At 72.6% G+C, this 17762-nt stretch carries 15 protein-coding genes; 5 read left to right on the forward strand and 10 right to left on the reverse strand.

All coding sequences use genetic code 11. The features are described from left to right. The first annotated feature begins 58 nt into the window (after positions 1-58). Both SGA01_RS41515 and SGA01_RS15810 read left to right on the forward strand, forming a co-directional pair. Positions 59-3394: a hypothetical protein gene (locus tag SGA01_RS41515; protein ID WP_176602603.1), complete on the forward strand. Its 3336-nt coding sequence runs from the start codon at positions 59-61 to the stop codon at positions 3392-3394. A 102-nt stretch (positions 3395-3496) separates the two neighbouring features. Beyond that, entirely contained in the window at positions 3497-4099 is a 603-nt protein-coding gene (locus tag SGA01_RS15810; RefSeq protein ID WP_229918057.1) for a flavin reductase family protein, read from the forward strand. 7 nt (positions 4100-4106) lie between these two features. Here the strand turns inward: SGA01_RS15810 and SGA01_RS15815 are convergent, their stop codons facing one another. Both SGA01_RS15815 and SGA01_RS15820 read right to left on the reverse strand, forming a co-directional pair. Beyond that, positions 4107-4592, reverse strand: coding sequence for a hypothetical protein (locus SGA01_RS15815; protein ID WP_141297146.1), 486 nt, complete (start codon positions 4590-4592; stop codon positions 4107-4109). Between the two features lie 38 nt (positions 4593-4630). Beyond that, on the reverse strand, positions 4631-5941 hold the full coding sequence (locus tag SGA01_RS15820; protein ID WP_141297147.1) for an MFS transporter: 1311 nt from the start codon (positions 5939-5941) through the stop codon (positions 4631-4633). A gap of 218 nt (positions 5942-6159) precedes the next feature. Between SGA01_RS15820 and SGA01_RS15825 the strand changes: the two genes are divergently transcribed. Beyond that, positions 6160-6816, forward strand: coding sequence for a hypothetical protein (locus tag SGA01_RS15825; protein WP_141297148.1), 657 nt, complete (start codon positions 6160-6162; stop codon positions 6814-6816). A gap of 3 nt (positions 6817-6819) precedes the next feature. Here the strand turns inward: SGA01_RS15825 and SGA01_RS15830 are convergent, their stop codons facing one another. Further along, positions 6820-8085, reverse strand: coding sequence for an MFS transporter (locus SGA01_RS15830; protein WP_141297149.1), 1266 nt, complete (start codon positions 8083-8085; stop codon positions 6820-6822). A gap of 72 nt (positions 8086-8157) precedes the next feature. Between SGA01_RS15830 and SGA01_RS15835 the strand changes: the two genes are divergently transcribed. Next, positions 8158-9183, forward strand: a complete 1026-nt coding sequence (locus SGA01_RS15835; protein ID WP_141297150.1) for a GlxA family transcriptional regulator — start codon at positions 8158-8160, stop codon at positions 9181-9183. On the opposite strand, the gene SGA01_RS15840 is transcribed toward SGA01_RS15835, so the two are convergent. The 3 genes from SGA01_RS15840 to SGA01_RS15850 form a co-directional block, all read right to left on the reverse strand. Continuing rightward, positions 9099-10358: an MFS transporter gene (locus SGA01_RS15840; protein ID WP_229918059.1), complete on the reverse strand. Its 1260-nt coding sequence runs from the start codon at positions 10356-10358 to the stop codon at positions 9099-9101. The genes SGA01_RS15835 and SGA01_RS15840 overlap by 85 nt on opposite strands. Before the next feature lie 90 nt (positions 10359-10448). Then, entirely contained in the window at positions 10449-11504 is a 1056-nt protein-coding gene (locus SGA01_RS15845; RefSeq protein WP_141297151.1) for a Zn-dependent alcohol dehydrogenase, read from the reverse strand. Beyond that, positions 11501-12433 (reverse strand): SDR family oxidoreductase, encoded by a 933-nt coding sequence (locus SGA01_RS15850; RefSeq protein WP_055641979.1) that lies wholly within the window; start codon positions 12431-12433, stop codon positions 11501-11503. The genes SGA01_RS15845 and SGA01_RS15850 overlap by 4 nt, the downstream gene beginning before the upstream one ends. A gap of 100 nt (positions 12434-12533) precedes the next feature. On the opposite strand from SGA01_RS15850, the gene SGA01_RS15855 reads away from it, so the two are divergent. After that, the gene (locus tag SGA01_RS15855) at positions 12534-13460 is read left to right on the forward strand and encodes a cyclase family protein (RefSeq protein WP_141297152.1); all 927 of its coding nucleotides are present in this window, start codon (positions 12534-12536) and stop codon (positions 13458-13460) included. A gap of 197 nt (positions 13461-13657) precedes the next feature. Here SGA01_RS15855 and SGA01_RS15860 read toward each other — a convergent pair whose 3' ends face one another. From SGA01_RS15860 to SGA01_RS15875, 4 genes are all read right to left on the reverse strand, one after another. After that, entirely contained in the window at positions 13658-14101 is a 444-nt protein-coding gene (locus tag SGA01_RS15860; protein ID WP_141297153.1) for an ATP-binding protein, read from the reverse strand. 352 nt (positions 14102-14453) lie between these two features. Further along, a complete protein-coding gene (locus SGA01_RS15865) occupies positions 14454-15335 on the reverse strand; it encodes an acyl-CoA dehydrogenase family protein (protein WP_141297154.1) in 882 nt (293 codons plus the stop codon). 8 nt (positions 15336-15343) lie between these two features. Beyond that, positions 15344-16477: an acyl-CoA dehydrogenase gene (locus SGA01_RS15870; RefSeq protein ID WP_141297155.1), complete on the reverse strand. Its 1134-nt coding sequence runs from the start codon at positions 16475-16477 to the stop codon at positions 15344-15346. Further along, on the reverse strand, positions 16477-17688 hold the full coding sequence (locus SGA01_RS15875; protein WP_141297156.1) for an amidohydrolase family protein: 1212 nt from the start codon (positions 17686-17688) through the stop codon (positions 16477-16479). The genes SGA01_RS15870 and SGA01_RS15875 overlap by 1 nt, the downstream gene beginning before the upstream one ends. Positions 17689-17762 lie beyond the last annotated feature (74 nt).

Here is a 17762-nt window from a genome sequence, read left to right on the forward strand (position 1 = left end):
CAGGTCTCGAAGATCCCTTCTTCTCGTTCCCGCGCTTCTCACTGCTCTGCTGAGCCCGATGCTGCCGGCGGGGGTGGCGGTGGCCGCCACGCCGGCTGCCACCGCGAGCACGGCTCCCGCGCCGGAAACGGAACCGGCTACGGAACCTTCGTCCACGTCGACGGAACCGGAACCGGAACCTTCGTCGACGTCGACGGAACCGACCCCGGACCCGACACCGACCCCGGACCCGACTCCGACACCGGACCCGACCCCGGACCCGACCCCGGAACCGACCCCGACCCCGACCCCGACGGTCGACCCGGCGCCCACCCCCACCACGGCCCCCACCATCGACAACTGCCCCGCCCTGCCGCTCGCCCCCTTCGGCGACTCGGGCGACGCGGCCAGGACGGTGTCCGTGCCCGCCCCCGGCTCCGTCTGTTTCACGGTGACGGTGGAGCGGCCGGGACCGCACAAGGTGCGGGGCACCGGAAGCCTGACCGCCACGTTCTCCTCCGGCGGAACGCCCGTGTGCCCCACGGCCGGGATCGACTTCAATCCCTGCCACCTGGCCGTCGGCACGTACCGGCTCGACATCGGCAACCACGCGGGGGGCTACACGGGTGAGACGCGGATCGCGGTCTTCCCGTTGATGCCGGGCCCGGGCTGTACCGGCCCCGTCAGCACCGACATCGGCGCACCACCGACGACCGGCACCCTCTCCGACCCCCTTGGCCTCATCTGCCACTCCTTCACAGCCGAGCAGGGCGCCTTGGTCAAGGCACAGCTCCAAGGCGTCTCCGGGTACGCCACGTTCACCGGGTGGATCACCGACGACACGGGCAAGCGCCTCTGCAGCGTCGGCTACGCCTGCGTGCTGCCCGCCGGGACCGGCGGCTACCGCGTCCTTTCGGACGTCAGCGTCGGCGGCTCCTCCGGCCCCCTCACGTACAGCGTGCAGATCCGACGCCTCTCCGATCCCGCCGGGTGCGCGGTGGCGTCCGTGACGCCGTACGGCTCCGGTCCCGCCGACGCCGTGTCTCCTGTCCCGTGCAGGACGTTCACGCCGACCACCTCCGGCGCGTACGAGATCTGGGCCTACGACGCGGACGGCATCTCCCAGCGCGTCGAGATGTACGGAGCGACCGGACAGGTCTGCGACTACGAGTGCCGGCTCACCGCGGGCGTCACCTACACCCTCATCGGCGGCGACCCTCTGCGCATCACCGACCCGCGGTCCTCGCAGGGCTGCTCGGACTCGGTGTTCGCCCAGCCGCAGCGGTACACCCTCGCTGAGCCTGGCGAGATCGACTGCGTGAACCTGGCGGCCCCCCAGGGCGCCCAGCTGGCCCTCATGACGAGTTCGTCCGCATACGCCGGCGCGCGGATGGACGTCACGGTGCGGGACGCGACCGGCGCGTCGATCTGCTGGAGCCTTCCCGCCGTGGGCACCTGCGCCCTCAGCGGCACCGCCCCGTACCGCGCGCTGGTGACGGGCAGAAGCACCTCGTTCACCGGTTCGTACGGGCTCGTCGTGCACCGCACGGACGTGTCGAGCGCCTGCCGGACCTTCCCCGCGGGCGGCTTCGGCGCCGACTCGGCCCAGGTGAAGGCGACCGTCGAGGCCGACGCTTTCGCCGACTGCCTGAAGATTCCGGCGGACACCCACACGAGCCGCGAACTCCTGGAGATCACGAACGCGACCGGCTACAGCTCCCTCGACGTGGCCGTCGTCGACGAGAAGGGCCGTCGGGTCTGTGACGCGGACGAGGGCGACTTCACCTTGGTGAGCTGCTCCCTGACGCCCGGGCTCTCGCACACGGTGCTCCTCCGTAGCGCCGGCTCCCCCTCCGAGCACACGCTCACCCGCCGGGACGTCACCGCCACCGCGCGCGGCTGCGTCACGACCCCCGCCACAGCGGTCGGCCGTCCGTCGGCCGCCGGCCTCTCCGCCGTGTCCGGCCGGCTCGTCTGCCACCGGGTGACCACCGCCGACGCCCGGGACACCCTGCACCTGAACGCCCGCGCCACGCCGTACCCCTCCGCCTTTGCCCTCGGCGTGTACCGGCCGGGCGGTGCGGATGCCTGTGCCGACCCGTTCAACGGCTGTGCCGTCACCGGGTCCACCGGCTACCAGGTGATCGTGGAGGTCGAGAGGGACGCGACCGCCACCCCCGCCTACCGCCTCGACGCACTCCGGATCGGCACCGCCGCCGGGCCCGCGCCCGAGTGCGCCAAGGTCCCCAACGTGAGCTACGGCTTCGGGCCGCTCGTCGCCACCCTGTCCGAGCAGAAGACCGCGATCTGTGCCGTGCTCCCGACGATGTCGGGCGACCGCTTCGTCATGCCGCAGACGTCCGGTGCCACCCTTTCGGGCACGCCGACCCCCAGGCTGTACACACTGGCGGACCGCCAGGACGGCTGTACGGAGCGGTACTACTACGGGCGCTACGAGTGCGAGGTTCCGCCGACGGAGGACGAGTGGTACCCGGTGTCCCGGCCGACCGTCCTCCTGATCGGCATGCCGTCGAGGCCTACCACGTCCTCCGTGCCGGTATCGGCGAAGTTCTCCTGCATGCACTCGCCCTGCGGCAGCGACGCCCGGACCATCGGCACCGTCACCCCCGGCACCGTCGGCGCCGGGAAGATCACCATGAAGGTCACCGGCACCGCCCTGCACGAGAAGGACGTCGTCGAGCTCACCTCCGGCTCCTACCGCGCCCGCTCGACGACGGTCTCCGTCGCGACCGACCGCCGGAGCATGGTGGTCGCCCTCGACCTGACGAGCGCCCCGCGCACGAAGCTCTACGCGACCGTGGTCACGCACGACGCCGAGAGGTTCGCGCGCGGCCAGATCACCGTCATCGCCCCGCTCCGCGTCACCGCCGCCCCCAAGGTCACCGGCACGGTCGTCGTCGGCGGCAAGGTGACGGCGACGAGCGGCTCGTGGACGCCGACGGCCGACACGTACGCGTACCAGTGGCGGGCCAACGGCGTGATCATCGCGGGGGCCACGGCCTCCTCGTACACGCTTCCGTCGACGCTCCAGGGCAAGCAGCTGTCCGTCTCCGTGACCGCTCGCAAGGCGGGCCACCCGGCCGTGACCGCCGCCAGCGCGGCCACCATCGTCAAGGGCGTCGCCCCGAAGGCGACCAAGGCCCCCACCCTCACCGGCACCGTCAAGGTCGGCCGGACGCTGACCCTGAACCGGGGGACGTGGACGCCGGCGCCGAGCTCGTACGCGTATCAGTGGTACGCCAACGGGCGGGCGATCAGCGGTGCGACGAAGGCCTGGTTCACGCTGACCAGGGCGCAGCTCGGGACGAAGATCACCGTGCGGGTGACGGCCTACCGGACCGGTCACGTCTCCGGTGTCGCCTGGACCCGGGCGACCGCGGCGGTCGTCGGCTGATCCTCGCGAGGCACGAGTGAAGGAAGCCCCTCGGGGCGGCGGACGACCGTCGCCCCGAGGGGCTTCCTATCTGACGAACCGTCAGCTTCAATGGACGGTGTGATGGGACACGCCGGGATGGCGGCCACCGCCGTCCGACACCTGAGAGCGGCCGGTTCGCCGACGGCCGTCGATCCACTGCCACGGCCGGTACTGCGCGCGGTACGGGAGGACGAGCGACCGCCCGTCGACCCGGCCGAATTCCGCCGCGTCCTCGGTCACTTCGCGAGCGGGGTCACGATCGTGACCGCCCTCGACGCGGAAGGGCCGGCCGGGTTCGCCTGCCAGTCCTTCGCCTCGCTCTCCCTCGACCCGCCCCTGGTCGCCTTCATGGTCGCCCGTACGTCGACGACCTGGCCCCGGATCGCCGACGCCGGCACCTTCTGCGTCAACATCCTGGGGGCCGGGCAGGGCGAGCTGTGCCGGTCGTTCGCGGTGAGCGGGGCCGACAAGTTCGCGGGGGTGGAGTGGGACCCCGCCCCGGCCACCGGCTCACCGCGCCTGGCCCACTCGCCCGCCTGGATCGACTGCACGATCACCGCCGTCCACACCGGCGGCGACCATCTGATCGTGGTCGGACGGGTCGAGTCGCTCGGCGCGGCGGAGGACGGGGACGGGGCGCCGCTGCTGTTCCATCGGGGGCGGTTCGGGCGGTTCAGCTCCTAGCCGGCTCCTAGCCCTGCGCGTACAGGACCATCCCGCCCACCATGAAGACGCTCACCACCGCGAGCGTGCCCCACAGCAGCAGGGAGACGAAGTAGCCCTGCCTCGCCCGCCGGGTGAGCAGCGCCGCCACCGCCAGGACCGTCCAGCCCGCGATCCATCCCCGCACGCCCGCGAGCGGTGCGAGGAGGGCGCCGGCGAGGCCCGCCAGGGAGAGCTGCCACCAGAGCGGGTCGCGGCCTGACTTCCGCCCGAGGTCCTCGCCCAGCAGGATCACCGGCAGGACCAGTACGGCCGAGACCGCGAACGCTGCCAGTACGCCGAACACCGCGAAGAACGGGAGCAGCAGCAGGAACAGGCCACCTCCGCCGGTGTCCTCCCCCGGCTCCGGCTCCGTGGACAGGCCCACCGTCATCAGCGCCGCCAGGGCCACCCCGGCCTCCAGGCACAGGGCCAGCGTCGAGACCCGCAGCATCCGGGCGTGCGTGCGCCCCATGTCAGGACCGCTCATCGGCGATCACCCCCTGGCGATCATCATGCTCCCGCCAGGGTCAGCGCCTCCGTCCGGGGCCGGCGGATGACCAGGGCCATCAGCGCCGCCGCCGCGCACAGCGCGCCGGAGGCGTACCAGACGACGTCGTACGAGCCGAAGACGTCCCGGGCGACACCGCCTCCGAAGGCGACGAGGGCCGCGCCGACCTGGTGGGAGGCGAGGACCCAGCCGAAGACGATCGCCGAGTCCTCGCCGTAGTGCTCGCGGCAGAGGGCGATCGTCGGCGGGACCGTGGCCACCCAGTCCAGGCCGTAGAAGACGATGAAGAACAGCATCGGCGGGTGCACGCTGGGCGCGAGCAGCATCGGCAGGAAGAGGAGCGAGACACCGCGCAGCGCGTAGTAGACCGCGAGGAGCCGGCGGGCCTCGAAGCGGTCGGTGAACCAGCCGGAGGCGATCGTGCCGACGACATCGAAGACTCCGATGACCGCGAGCAGTCCGGCCGCCGCCGTCACCGGCATCCCGTGGTCGTGGGCCGCCGGTACGAAGTGGGTCTTCACCAGGCCGTTCGTGGACGCGCCGCAGATCGCGAAGGTGCCGGCGAGCAGCCAGAAGGGGCCGGTGCGGGCCGCCTTGAACAGGACGGTGACGGCCCGGCGCGCGGCGCCCGTGACGGGGGCGGGCTTCTCGGTGTACTCCCCGCCGTACGGGGCGAGGCCCGTGTCCGCCGGGTGGTCGCGGAGCAGGAGCCACACGAAGGGGACGACCGCGAGCGCCGCCAGGGCGACGGTGACGGCGGCGGGGCGCCAGCCGTGGTGCTCGACCAGCCAGGAGAGCAGCGGCAGGAAGACGAGCTGCCCGGAGGCGCCGGCGGCGGTGAGGATGCCGGTGACGAGGCCGCGGCGGGCGACGAACCAGCGGTTGGTGACGGTCGCGGCGAAGGCGAGCGCCATCGAGCCGCTGCCGAGGCCGACGAGCACGCCCCAGTAGAGGACGAGCTGCCAGGCGGCCGTCATCCACACGGTGAGGACGGAGCCGACGGCGATGACCGTCAGCGCGAGGGCGACGACCCGGCGGATGCCGAAGCGGTCCATGAGCGCGGCGGCGAAGGGAGCCGTGAGCCCGTAGAGGGCGAGGTTCACCGAGACGGCGAAGCCGATCGTGCCGCGCGACCAGTCGAACTCCCGGTGCAGCGGCTCGATCAGCAGGCCCGGCAGGGAGGCGAAGGCCGCCGCGCCGATGATCGTGACGAAGGTGACCGCCGCGACGAACCAGGCGCGGTGGACGCGGGGATCGCGGGGCGTACGGCGAGCGGGGGGCGCGGGAGCGGGGCTCTCGGTTGTCTGGGCCATGCCACTGAGCTTCGCGTCCCTCCCCCACCTCCCACCATTGGCCTGAATGACATGTTTCCAAAGGATCGGGTCAGCGGGCACGGAGGGCGCAGCGGGGGCGAAGGAAGGGTCGAGCCGCCCGGCCCAGCTCAGAATCACCTCAAGTCCCTTGCCCCGCCTCACCCTTGGAAGGCACAGTCGGACCCACCATCTGACCAGTGGTTTTGGGGGACACGAGCATGAAGATCAAAGAGGGTTTCCTCTCCGCCTGTGCCGTCGCCGCGCTGCTCGCGGGCACCGCGGCCTGCACGTCCGGCACCGACGAGCGCTCCGCCGCGGCCACGGCAGCGCTCAACGCCGCCTGCAAGAACGGCAGGTACGAGTGGTTCAACGTCGACAAGCGGGACGTCCTGACGAGCGTCGCCGAGAAGGAGACGCTCGGCAAGGGAGGCGGCGCGCTCACGCGCCGGCCGATGGTGCTCCACACGCCGCAGGTCACCGTCACCTTCGACAAGGGGACGCGGGCCGGCGCCGCCCAGTCGAAGGCCGCCCTGATCTCCCTGGGCGCCCGCATCGGGAAGACGGAGCAGACCGAAGGCATCGAGTTCGCGTTCGCCGACGTCAACCGGCCCTCGCCGGTGCCCGACAAGAACCGCACCGAGGTCCTCGGCGCGGGGACCTTCGTGGACTACTCCTGGGTGGAGCAGGTCACCGCCGACTTCCGGTACACCTGCGGCACCGACAGGCCGGTGGCGGGCCGGGCGACCAGCTGGACCATCGACGGATCGGGCGTCCTGGAGTGCTCCGAGTCGATCGCGGAGGCGAGCGAGCGCGATCCGGTCCGGCAGGCGGCCCTCCTGTCCTGCGGCCCCGACGCTCCGGCCTCCAAGGCCTGAGCGCTACACCCGCGGCAGCCTCCTGACCGGGCGTACGGCGAGCAGCGCCGTGACGACGAGTACGGCGATGCCCGCGCCCGTGAGCAGCACCTCCTCCGTGCCGACCGCCGCCGCCACCGGGCCCGAGAGGGTCCGGCCGACGCCCATCATCAGGAGCGAGCCGGCCACGTCGTACGCGTGCATCCGGTTGAGGGCCTCCTGCGGGACGTGGGTCTGGACGGCGGTGGACCACATGACCAGCCAGAAGGCGAAGGCCGCGCCTCCGATGAACTGACCCGCGCCGAGCAGCCCCACCGGGGCGCCCGTCCCGAGCAGGAGGAGGTTCACGGGGAGGCCGAGGAGGGCCACCGCGCCCGCCGCGAGGGGGCGGCGGGGCCGCAGCCGGAGGGCGAGGAGGCCGCCGACGGCGCTGCCCGCGCCGTTGATCGCCATGAGCACGCCGTACGTGGCTGAGCCGTGCTCTCCGGTGACCAGGCTCGCGGTGAGCGGCACCATCGGGCCCGCGACGGTCAGCCCGTACACGGTCCAGATGCAGATGACCCCCCACAGCCAGCTGCGTGAGCGGAACTCGCGCCAGCCGCCGGCGAGTTCGGCGCCGAGGGAGTCGCGGCGGGCCGTGTCGGACGGGATGGGGACGAGCCGCATGAGGGCGAGACAGAGGGCGCTGACGGCGAAGGTCAGGCCGTTGACGGCGAAGGCCGCGCCGGCGTTCCACACGGCGACGAGCAGGCCCGCCGCGGCCGGTCCCGCCATGATCATGAGGGCCTCGACGACCCGCAGGACGGCGTTGGCGCGCTGCACGTCGGGGGCGATGCGCGGGATCGTGGAGGCGACCCCCGGCTGGAAGAGGGCGGCGCCCACGCCGCTGAGGACGGACAGGGTGTAGACGGCCCACAGGGGCGGGCTGCCGAGGGTGAAGGAGACGGCGAGGACGGCGGCGCCGGGGAGCCGGAGCAGGTCCGCGAGGATCATCATGCGGCGGGCGGTGAACCGGTCGGCGAGGACGCCGCCGAAGAGCACGAAGAGCGCGAAGGCGGCGGTCCAGCCGCCGAGCGCGAAGCCGACGGTGGAGCCGGGGTGACCGGCGCCGAGGAGTCCGGCGGCGTAGGCGACCGGGACCATGCCCTCGCCGAAGACGGCGACCGCGCGGGCGACGAAGAAGAGCCGGAAGTTACGGTTCCACAATGCGGGCGGCTCGGCCGGTGCAGAACCCGGGACGGGAATCCGTTCGGCGGCCTCAGACTTGTACGTGTTGTCCGTCACGGACACGAAGAGGTATCAGCAACAGGTCTGGACCACCACCGAATTTCCCCCGCCCGCGCTTCGGAAGGAGCCCCCACCGTGCCCACGCCCCACCGCGTCGCCGTCCTCGCCCTGCCCGGCCTCCTCCCCTTCGAGCTGGGCATCCCGCACCGCATCTTCGGCCGCGCCCGGGACCCCGAGGGCACGCTCCTGTACGAGATCGTCACCTGCGCCCCGGTCGCGGGCCCCGTCCCCACCGACGCCGACTTCTCCGTGCACGTGGAGCACGGCCCCGAGATCCTCGCCACCGCCGACACGGTCGTCGTCCCCGCCTCGTACGAGCTCGGCCCCGTCTACGAGGAGGGCAGGCTCACCGAGGAGCTCGCCGCCGCCCTCGCGCACATCCGGCCCGGCACCCGGCTCGTCTCCATCTGCACCGGCGGGTACGTGCTCGCCGCCGCCGGCTTCCTCGACGGCCGCCCGGCCACCACCCACTGGTCCTCCGCCGCGCACTTCCAGCGGATCTTCCCGCGCGTGCGGGTCGACGCCGACGTCCTCTTCGTCGACGACGGCGACGTCCTCACCTCGGCGGGCGTGGCCGCCGGGATCGACCTCTGCCTGCACATCGTGCGCCGCGACCACGGCGCGGCCGTCGCCAACGACGTCGCCCGCAGGACCGTCGTACCGCCGCACCGGGACGGCGGGCAGGCCCAGTACATCGAGCGGCCCCTCCCCGAGGCCGGCACACACACCACGACCACGGCCCGGGCGTGGGCGCTCGCCCACCTGCACGAGCCGATCCAGCTGCGGGACCTGGCCGGGAAGGAGGCGATGAGCGTACGGACGTTCACCCGCCGCTTCCGCGACGAGGTCGGGGTCAGCCCCGGGCAGTGGCTCACACAGCAGCGCGTCGAGCGCGCCCGGCACCTCCTGGAGTCCACCGGGCTGCCCGTCGACCGGGTCGCGCAGGACGCGGGCTTCGGCACGGCCCAGTCGCTCCGCGTGCACCTGATGAGCGCGATCGGGGTGACCCCGACGTCCTACCGGCGCACCTTCCGTTCCACTTCTTCGGCGCCGCCGGAGCCGTCGGAGGCATCGGGGACCTCGGAGGCGGCCTCCTCCTGAAGCTCCGGGGCCCGGCGGGCCGACCGCCGCTCCCCCACCGCGCCGACCACCGTGAGCAGCACGGTCAGTCCGACCCCGCAAAGGATCGCCGTCGAGGGGGCCACCACCTTGAGGAGGCCGCCCGCGAGGGTGCCGCTCGCCGCGTAACCGGCGCCGACGGCCGCGTACATGACCGAGTACCCGGCGGCGAGCGCGGACGGCGGGAGGATCTCCCGCAGCGCGAGGTTCCGGGTGAGCATCGCGGGGGCCATGAGCAGGCCGGAGGCGGCCAGGGTGATCGCGATCCCCGCCGTCCAGGGCAGGAGCGCGACGAGCGCGACGCCGGCGGACACCGCGAGGACCAGGACGACGGACTGGACGGGCAGCGGGCCGGGCCAGCGGCCGCCCCGCAGGCCGTACACGAACGCGCCGACGGCCGAGCCGATCGAGAACCCGGCAAGGAGCGGACCCGCCCAGCCGATGGCGATCCCGCGCTGTTCGAGCAGGGCGGGCAGGATCAGTTCGGCGAGCGCGAGCAGGGTCAGGGCCCCGGCCCCGAGGACGTACACGGGCCAGGCCCGCAGGAGCGCCCGCCGCACCGAGGCGCCCTCGCCCTGCGGCTCGGCCGACCAGCCGGCCGGCAGCAGCCACAGCCCCGCCACGGAGAACCCCATCAGGACGGCCTGGAGGAGCAGCGGTACGGCGGGATCGACGCCGAGCGCGAGACCGGTGGCGAGCGCGGGCGCCGCCGCCCAGATCCCGAAGGTCAGCACCGACTCCATGCTCATCGCCTGCGTCACGGCCCGCTCCGGGACCAGGCTCGTCAGGAGCGCGCGCAGCCCGCCGGGTACGGCGGCGGGTCCCGCGCCCGCAAGGAGCGCGAAGGCGGCGAGGACGACGGGATGGGCGTCGGGCGCGAGCCCGAGCCCGGCGAACCCGGCGGCGCCGACGGCGAGTCCGGCGACGAGCTGCGGCCGGGCCCGCTCGGCGTTCATGCGCAGGCCGAGGACGGGCGCGGCGACGATCTCCCCGATGACGTACGCGGCGGCGAGCACGGCCCCGAGGGAGTAGCCGCCGGGCCGCTCGCGCACGAGGAAGACGAGCGCGAGCGGCGCCATGGCGACGGGCAGCCGCCCGGCGGCGGTGACGACGCACCAGGCGAGGACGGGTCGGGTGGCGAGCTCGCGGTAGGACATGGCCATGACCGTAACCCCGAGGTGGTCCTGTCACCAGAGAATTCCGTGCGGGCCCGCCACGCCCGCGCGAACCCGCCACGCCCGTACCGCTCAGAAGGTGAGCACGCCCCGCGCCACCTTCCCCTGCTCGGCGTCCTCGACGGCCCGCGCGAACTCCTCCACGGGGTACGTCCGCGTCACCAGCTCGTCGAGGAGGAGACCTCCCGAGCGGTACAGCTCCGCATAGAGGGCGATGTCCTTCTGGGGGCGGGAGGAGCCGTAGCGGCAGCCCAGGATCGACTTGTCCAGGAACATCGCGGCGGGCGGGAAGCTCGCCTCCGCCCTGGGGGCGGTCATCCCGAGGAGGATCGCCTGGCCGTGCCGGTCGAGGAGTTCGATCGCGGTGCGGACGAGGCCGGTGTGACCGACGCACTCGAAGACGTGGTCGGCGCCGGTGGGCAGGATCTCCCGTACGCCGTCGGTGGAGGTGAGGAAGTGCGTGGCGCCGAACCGCCGGGCCACCGCCTCCTTGTCCGGGTTGGTGTCGACCGCGACGATCGTCGGGGCACCGGCGATCCGGGCGCCCTGGATGACGTTGAGGCCGATGCCGCCGGTGCCGATGACGACGACGGTCTCGCCGCGGTCGACCTTCGCGCGGTTGAGTACGGCCCCGACGCCGGTGAGGACACCGCAGCCCATGAGGGCGGCCGAGGTCAGCGGGATGTCCTTCGGGATCCTCACGGCCTGGACGGCCTTGACGACGGTCCGCTCGGCGAAGGAGGAGTTGGACGCGAACTGGAACAGCGCCTGCCCGGTCGAGGCGCGCGAGAACGGCTGCCCCGGCATCCCGATCGCCTTGCGGCACATCGTGGGCCGGCCGCGGTCGCAGTCGGCGCAGGCGCCGCAGTTCGCGAGGGTGGAGAGGGCGACGTGGTCGCCGGGGACGACATGGGTGACGCCGGGCCCGACGGCCTCGACGACACCGGCGCCCTCGTGGCCGAGGACGACGGGCGGCGGGAACGGGATGGTCCCGTCGACGACGGACAGATCGCTGTGGCACAGCCCGGCGGCGGCGATCCCGACGAGCACCTCCCCGGGACCGGGGTCCCGCACCTCCAGGTCGTCGACGACCTGGACGGACTTCCCGTCGAACACGACACCCCTCATGACCCGCTCCTCTTGTCCGTGTTCGGGCGCTCGCCGGCCGCCGCCGCCCGGGCCATCTCCTCGAGGCGCTCCAGCATCGGCATGGGATCCGTCCCCACCGTGCCGGGCAGGAAGTCCGCGATCCGCTCGGGCGTCCACGCGCCGCCCTCCGCGTATCCGGCGCGCAGCTCCCTCGGCTGCGCCCAGACCGCGATCTTCGGGCCGGCGATCGTGTACACCTGGCCGGTGATCCTCTCCGCCCTGGCCCGCTCCGAGAGCAGGTAGACGACGAGCGCGGCCACATCCTCCGGCTCCCCGATCTCCTTCAGCTCCATGGGGACGTTCGCGGACATCCGGGTCCTGGCCACGGGCGCGACCGCGTTCGCGGTGACCCCGTACTTGTGGAGTCCGAGGGCGGCGCTCCGGACGAGCGAGATGATCCCGCCCTTCGCCGCCGAGTAGTTGGCCTGGGCGACCGAGCCCTGGTGGTTGCCGCTGGTGAAGCCGATCAGGGTCCCCGTGCCCTGCTTGCGCATGACCGCCGAGGCCGCGCGGAAGACCGTGAAGGTGCCCTTGAGGTGGGTGGCGACGACCGGGTCCCACTCCTCCTCGGACATGTTGAAGAGCATCCGCTCGCGCAGGATGCCCGCCACGCACACGACACCGTCGATCCGCCCGTACTCCGCGAGCGCGACGTCCACGATCCGTTGGCCGCCCTCCATCGTCGAGATGTCGTCGGCGACGGCGACGGCCGCGCCGCCGGCCGCCTCGATCTCCTTCACGACGGCGAGGGCGATCTCCGAGGTCGGTTCACCACCCTCGATCGACACCCCGTAGTCGTTCACGACGACCTTCGCGCCCTCCGCCGCGCACGCGAGGGCGACCGCGCGGCCGATGCCCCGCCCCGCGCCCGTCACGGCGACGACCTTGCCAGCCAAGAAGTTCCCCATGCCCGGCCCCTCCCGCAGTTTCTGACGGTCCGTTAGATTCATTCGTCGTCAGGATTCTACGGTCCGTCAGATACCCGATAACAAGACCCCGGAGGCCCCGATGTCTCTGCCCGCCGCATTTCACGAGATCGCCAAACGCGTCAACAACTGGGGCCGTTGGGGCCAGGACGACGAGATCGGCACGCTCAACCTCGTCACCGACGAGGTCGTGCGGGAGGCCGTCGCGACCGTCCGCACGGGCCGGCGCGTCCCCCTCGCCGTCGACCTCAAGCAGGACGGCGTCCAGACCGGCATGATCCCCGGCCGCGTCAACCCGCTCCACGTCATGGTCCAGGTCAACCAGGAGCTGTTCGGCCCCGGCACGGTCGCCACCAGCGACGACGCCGTGACCCTCGGCCTCCAGGCCGGCACCCACTGGGACGCCCTGACGCACGCCTCGCACTCCGGGCGGATCTACAACGGCCGGCCCGCCAACACGATCACCGCGCACGGCCGCGCCGAGTTCAGCGGCATCCACACCGCCCGCCAGGTCGTCTCACGGGGCGTCCTGCTCGACGTGGCTGCCGCCAAGGGCCTCGACCGGCTGCCCGGCGGGCACGCCGTCACCCCCGAAGACCTCGACGAGGCGGCCGAGTTCGGCGGGGTCACCGTCCGGTCCGGCGACATCGTCCTCGTACGGACGGGTCAGATGCAGGTGTACCTGGCCGGGGACAAGCACGGGTACGCCTTCCCGTCCCCCGGGCTCTCGGTCCGTACGCCGGAGTGGTTCCACGCCCGGGACGTCGCGGCCGTCGCCAACGACACGCTCACCTTCGAGATCTTCCCGCCGGAGATCGACGACCTCTGGCTGCCCGTCCACGCCCTCGACCTCGTCGAGATGGGGATGCTCCAGGGGCAGAACTGGAATCTGGAGGAACTGTCCACAGCCTGTGCACAGGAGCGGCGCTACGCCTTCCTGCTCTCCGCGATGCCGGAGCCCTTCGTCGGCGGCACGGGCACACCGGTGGCCCCGGTCGCGATCCTCTGAGACACATCCTTGCCGGTGGCGGCGCGTTCGCACGCGCCCCGAGCACGGCGAGCGGAGCGAATGGGGGTCCCCCCGCGCGCGAAGCGCTCCGGGGGAGCCGCCACCCGGCCACGACCCGCACACGCCGAGGGCACACGGCCCTCGGCTCCCCTCGCCACGAATCGCTCACACCAGAGTGGGCAAAACGGAACGAACCGTCAACAGCGCACCCGGCCGGGTGACACCGCACCCTGCCCGCCCGAAGGGGTCACCGGGGCCCGGTCCACCTCGCACCAGATGCTCTTGCCGGCACCCTCGCGCTGCCAGCCCCACCGGTCCGCGAGGCCGTCGACCAGCTCCAGACCGCGTCCGTTGGTGTCCTCGCCCTCCGCGTGCCGGGGCTGCGGCGGGCGGTCGCTCGTGTCCGCGACCTCGACGCGCACCCCGCCCTCCGCCGCGAACAGCATCCGCAGCACGGCGGGACAGCCCGTGTGCACGACGGCGTTGGTCACGAGCTCGGAGATGAGCAGCACCAGCGTCTCCGCCAGCGGCTCGTCGTCCTGTATGCCCGAACCGGCGAGCCGCGAACGCGCCCACCTCCGGGCTCGCCCCACTTCCGCCGGGTCGGGCCCGACCTCCAACTGAACCTGAAGCACCTGCACCGCTCACACCATCCGAACCGGCGGACACACCTTCACGGAACGTGATTTCCTTGTGGGACAGCATGGTTGACGTACAGTCACCGCAACAAGCGCTTCGGGCATATTCCAGCGCGAAGGAGTACGAGTGGTCCATACTGTGCGACGCACTCTGCGGGTAGTCGAACGCCGGGTGCGAGCGGCGGGCATCCCCGGGCCCGGGGTCACCTCGGGGGCGACACCGGGACGATCCGGGCCAACGAGCACTCGCATCCCACGGAGAGTACCGGAGCCGGAGACCGACTCCGGGCCGTGACGGCCCCACCGAAGGACACAACCCGATATCGACATTCCGTGACGCGGCGGATGCGGAGCGCTACAGGCGGGCCGCCACCACCTCCTCGGCCCGCGCGGCGGGCAGCCACAGCTCCGCCCGCACCCAGGCCCGCTTGAGGTGCAGGTGCACGTCCGCCTCCCAGGTGAAGCCCATGCCGCCGTGCACCTGGAGGCAGTCACGGGCGTTCGCGGTGGCGGCCTCGTCGGCGAGGAGCTTGGTCCCGGCGATCTCGACGGGGTCGGCGGTCACGGCGGCGGCCCGCACGGCGGCCCGCGCGAGCTCGGCCCGCACGAGCATCCCGGCGCACAGATGCTTGACCGCCTGAAACCCCCCGATGACCTGCCCGAACTGCGTCCGCTCCCGCGCGTAGGCGACAGCCATGTCAGTGGTCCGCCCGGCACTCCCGACCTGCTCGGCGGCGGTGAGCAGAGCCGCGACGAGGCCGTCGCCCGCCGCCGGGACCTCCGCCGGGCCCACGAGCCCCGGCACCCGATGCAGCGGCGTCAGCGGATCCACCGATCGCATCGGTACGGCGCCCGACACGTCCCCCAGCACCACATCCGCCTCGTCCAGCCAAGGAACCAGCCCTTCCGAGGCGGAGGTCACCACCACCTCCCCCTCCGCAGCGCCCCGCAGGGACCCCGCCGCCATATGCGTCGCGACCAGCGGCCCCGGCAGCAGCACCCGCCCCGCCTCCTCGAAGAGGAGCACCGCCTCCGGGAGGCCGAGCCCCACCCCGCCCTCCTCCTCCGGCAGTCGCAGCGCGAAGAACCCGGCCGCGCCGAGCTCCCGCCACAGCTCCCGGTCCAGGCCCCCGGAATCGACGGCCGCCCGCAGCGCCTCCCGGTCGAAGAGCCGCGCGAGCAGCTCGCGCACCCCCTTCCGCAGCGCCCGCTGGTCCTCGGTGAGTCGGAAGTCCATGGCGGGGGTCACCGCCCCTTCGGGAGGCCGAGGATGCGCTCGGCGACGATGTTGCGCTGGATCTGGGAGGTGCCGGCCGCGATCGTGTACGAGAGCGAGGACAGCCGGTCGAGGGTCCAGTCGCGGCCGAGATCGAGCGCGTCGGGGCCGAGGACCGTCGCGGCGGCCTCGTACAGCTCCTGGCGGGCGTGCGAGTAGTGCAGCTTGAAGACGGACCCGCCGGCGCCCGGCACCCCGCCGGTCGCCTGGGCCTCGCTGACGTTCGCCTGGGTGAGCCTCCACAGGGCCTGGAACTCGGCGGAGAGCCTGCCGAGCCGGCGCCGCAGGACGGGGTCGTCCCAGGTGCCGTTCTCCCGTGCCGCACGGGCGAGTTCGCCGAGGAGGCGGCGGCAGGCGACGACCTCGCCGACGAACGCGGTGCCGCGCTCGAAGGAGAGGGTCACCATGGTGACGCGCCAGCCGTCGTTCTCGTCCCCCACCCGGTTCCCGACGGGTATCCGGACCTCGTCGAGGAACATCTCGGCGAACTCGGTGGAGCCGGCGAGGGTGCGCAGCGGCCGTACGGTGACGCCGGGGGCGTCCATGGGCATGGCGAGCCAGCTGATGCCCCGGTGCTTGGGGGCGGTGGGGTCCGTACGGACGAGGAGTTCGCACCAGTCGGCGACCTCGGCGTGCGAGGTCCAGATCTTCTGCCCGCTGACGACGTACTCGTCGCCGTCCCGGACGGCCTTCGTCCGCAGGGAGGCGAGGTCGGAGCCCGCCTCGGGCTCGCTGAAGCCCTGGCACCAGACCTCGTCGCCGCGCAGGACCGGCGGCAGCCAGCGCTCCCGCTGGGCGGCCGTGCCCTCGGCGGCGATCGTCGGGCCCGCGTGGAGCAGTCCGACGAAGTTGGCGCCGACGTAGGGCGCTCCGGCGAGCTCGGTCTCCTCCAGGAAGATCAGCCGCTGGGTGGGGGACGCGTCCCAGTGGACGTCGGCGTATCCGGCGTCGTGCAGCCTGCGCTGCCAGCCGCAGTCGTACGCGCGCCGGGCCGGCCAGTCGAGCGGGTCGGGCCTCGGCGGCAAGGTGGGCAGGACGGCCGCGAGCCAGGCCCGCAGCCGCGCCCGGAACTCCTCCTCCTCCGCGCTGTACGCGAGGTCCATCAGCCGACGCCCCGGATGCCCCGGTCGAAGTCCAGGTCGAGCATGCGGATGGCGTTGCCGCGCATGAGCTTGTAGATCGTCTCGTCGTCGAGGCCCTGGACGTGGTCGAGGGCGACCTCCTTGGTGTGCGGGAAGGTCGAGTCGACGTGCGGGTAGTCGGTCTCGAAGGTGGCGTTGTCCCTCCCCACCACGTCGAGGGACGCGATGCCGTGCTTGTCGCGGAAGAAGCAGCAGAAGATCTGCCGGTAGTAGTACGTGGACGGCGGCTCGGGGATGAGGTCGCGGACGCCGCCCCAGGCGCGGTGCTCCTCCCACACGTCGTCGGCGCGTTCGAGGGCGTACGGGATCCAGCCCATCTGGCCCTCGCTGTAGGCGAGCTTGAGCCGGGGGAACTTCACGAGGACGCCGGAGAAGAGGAAGTCCATCATCGAGGCCATGGCGTTGTTGAAGCTGAGGGAGGCCTGGACGGCGGGCGGGGCGTCGGGGGAGGCGGCGGGCATCTGGCTGCTGGAGCCGATGTGCATGTTGACGACCGTGCCGGTCTCCTGGCAGACGGCGAAGAAGGGGTCCCAGTAGCCGGAGTGGATGGAGGGGAGTCCGAGGTGGGTGGGGATCTCGGAGAAGGTGACGGCCTTGACTCCCCGGGCGGCGTTGCGCCGGATCTCGGCCACGGCCAGGTCGATGTCCCAGAGCGGGATGATGCAGAGCGGGATGAGCCGGCCGCCGCTGTCGCCGCACCACTCCTCGACCATCCAGTCGTTGTAGGCGCGGACGCAGGCGAGGGCGACCTCCTTGTCCTGGGCCTCGGCGAAGGTCTGGCCGCAGAAGCGGGGGAAGGTGGGGAAGCAGAGGGAGGCCTCGACGTGGTTGAGGTCCATGTCCTTCAGGCGGGCGGCCGGGTCCCAGCAGCCGCGGCGCATCTCCTCCCTCGTGATGCCTTCGAGGGTCATGTCGTCGCGGTCGAAGCCGACGGCGGCGATGTTGCGCTTGTACGGGAACTTGAGGTCCTCGTAGATCCACCAGTCGGTGGGCGGCCCTTCGGGGTCCATCGTGATCTGGTACTTGCCGGCGACGTAGGCGAGCTCGCCGATGCCGGCCGTGAGGGGCCTGGGGCCGCGGTCGCGGTACTTCTTCGGCAGCCAGGTCTCGAAGAGGTGGGCCGGCTCGATCACGTGGTCGTCGACGCTGATGATGCGGGGCAGTTCCGTCATGACCCCTCCATGTCTCTCATGGCGCTTTCTGATGGACCGTCAGATCTGACGGGATCAGGCTAGCCCCGCACCCC

Source organism: Streptomyces gardneri (genome assembly GCF_006539185.1).
Lineage (GTDB): Bacteria > Actinomycetota > Actinomycetes > Streptomycetales > Streptomycetaceae > Streptomyces > Streptomyces gardneri.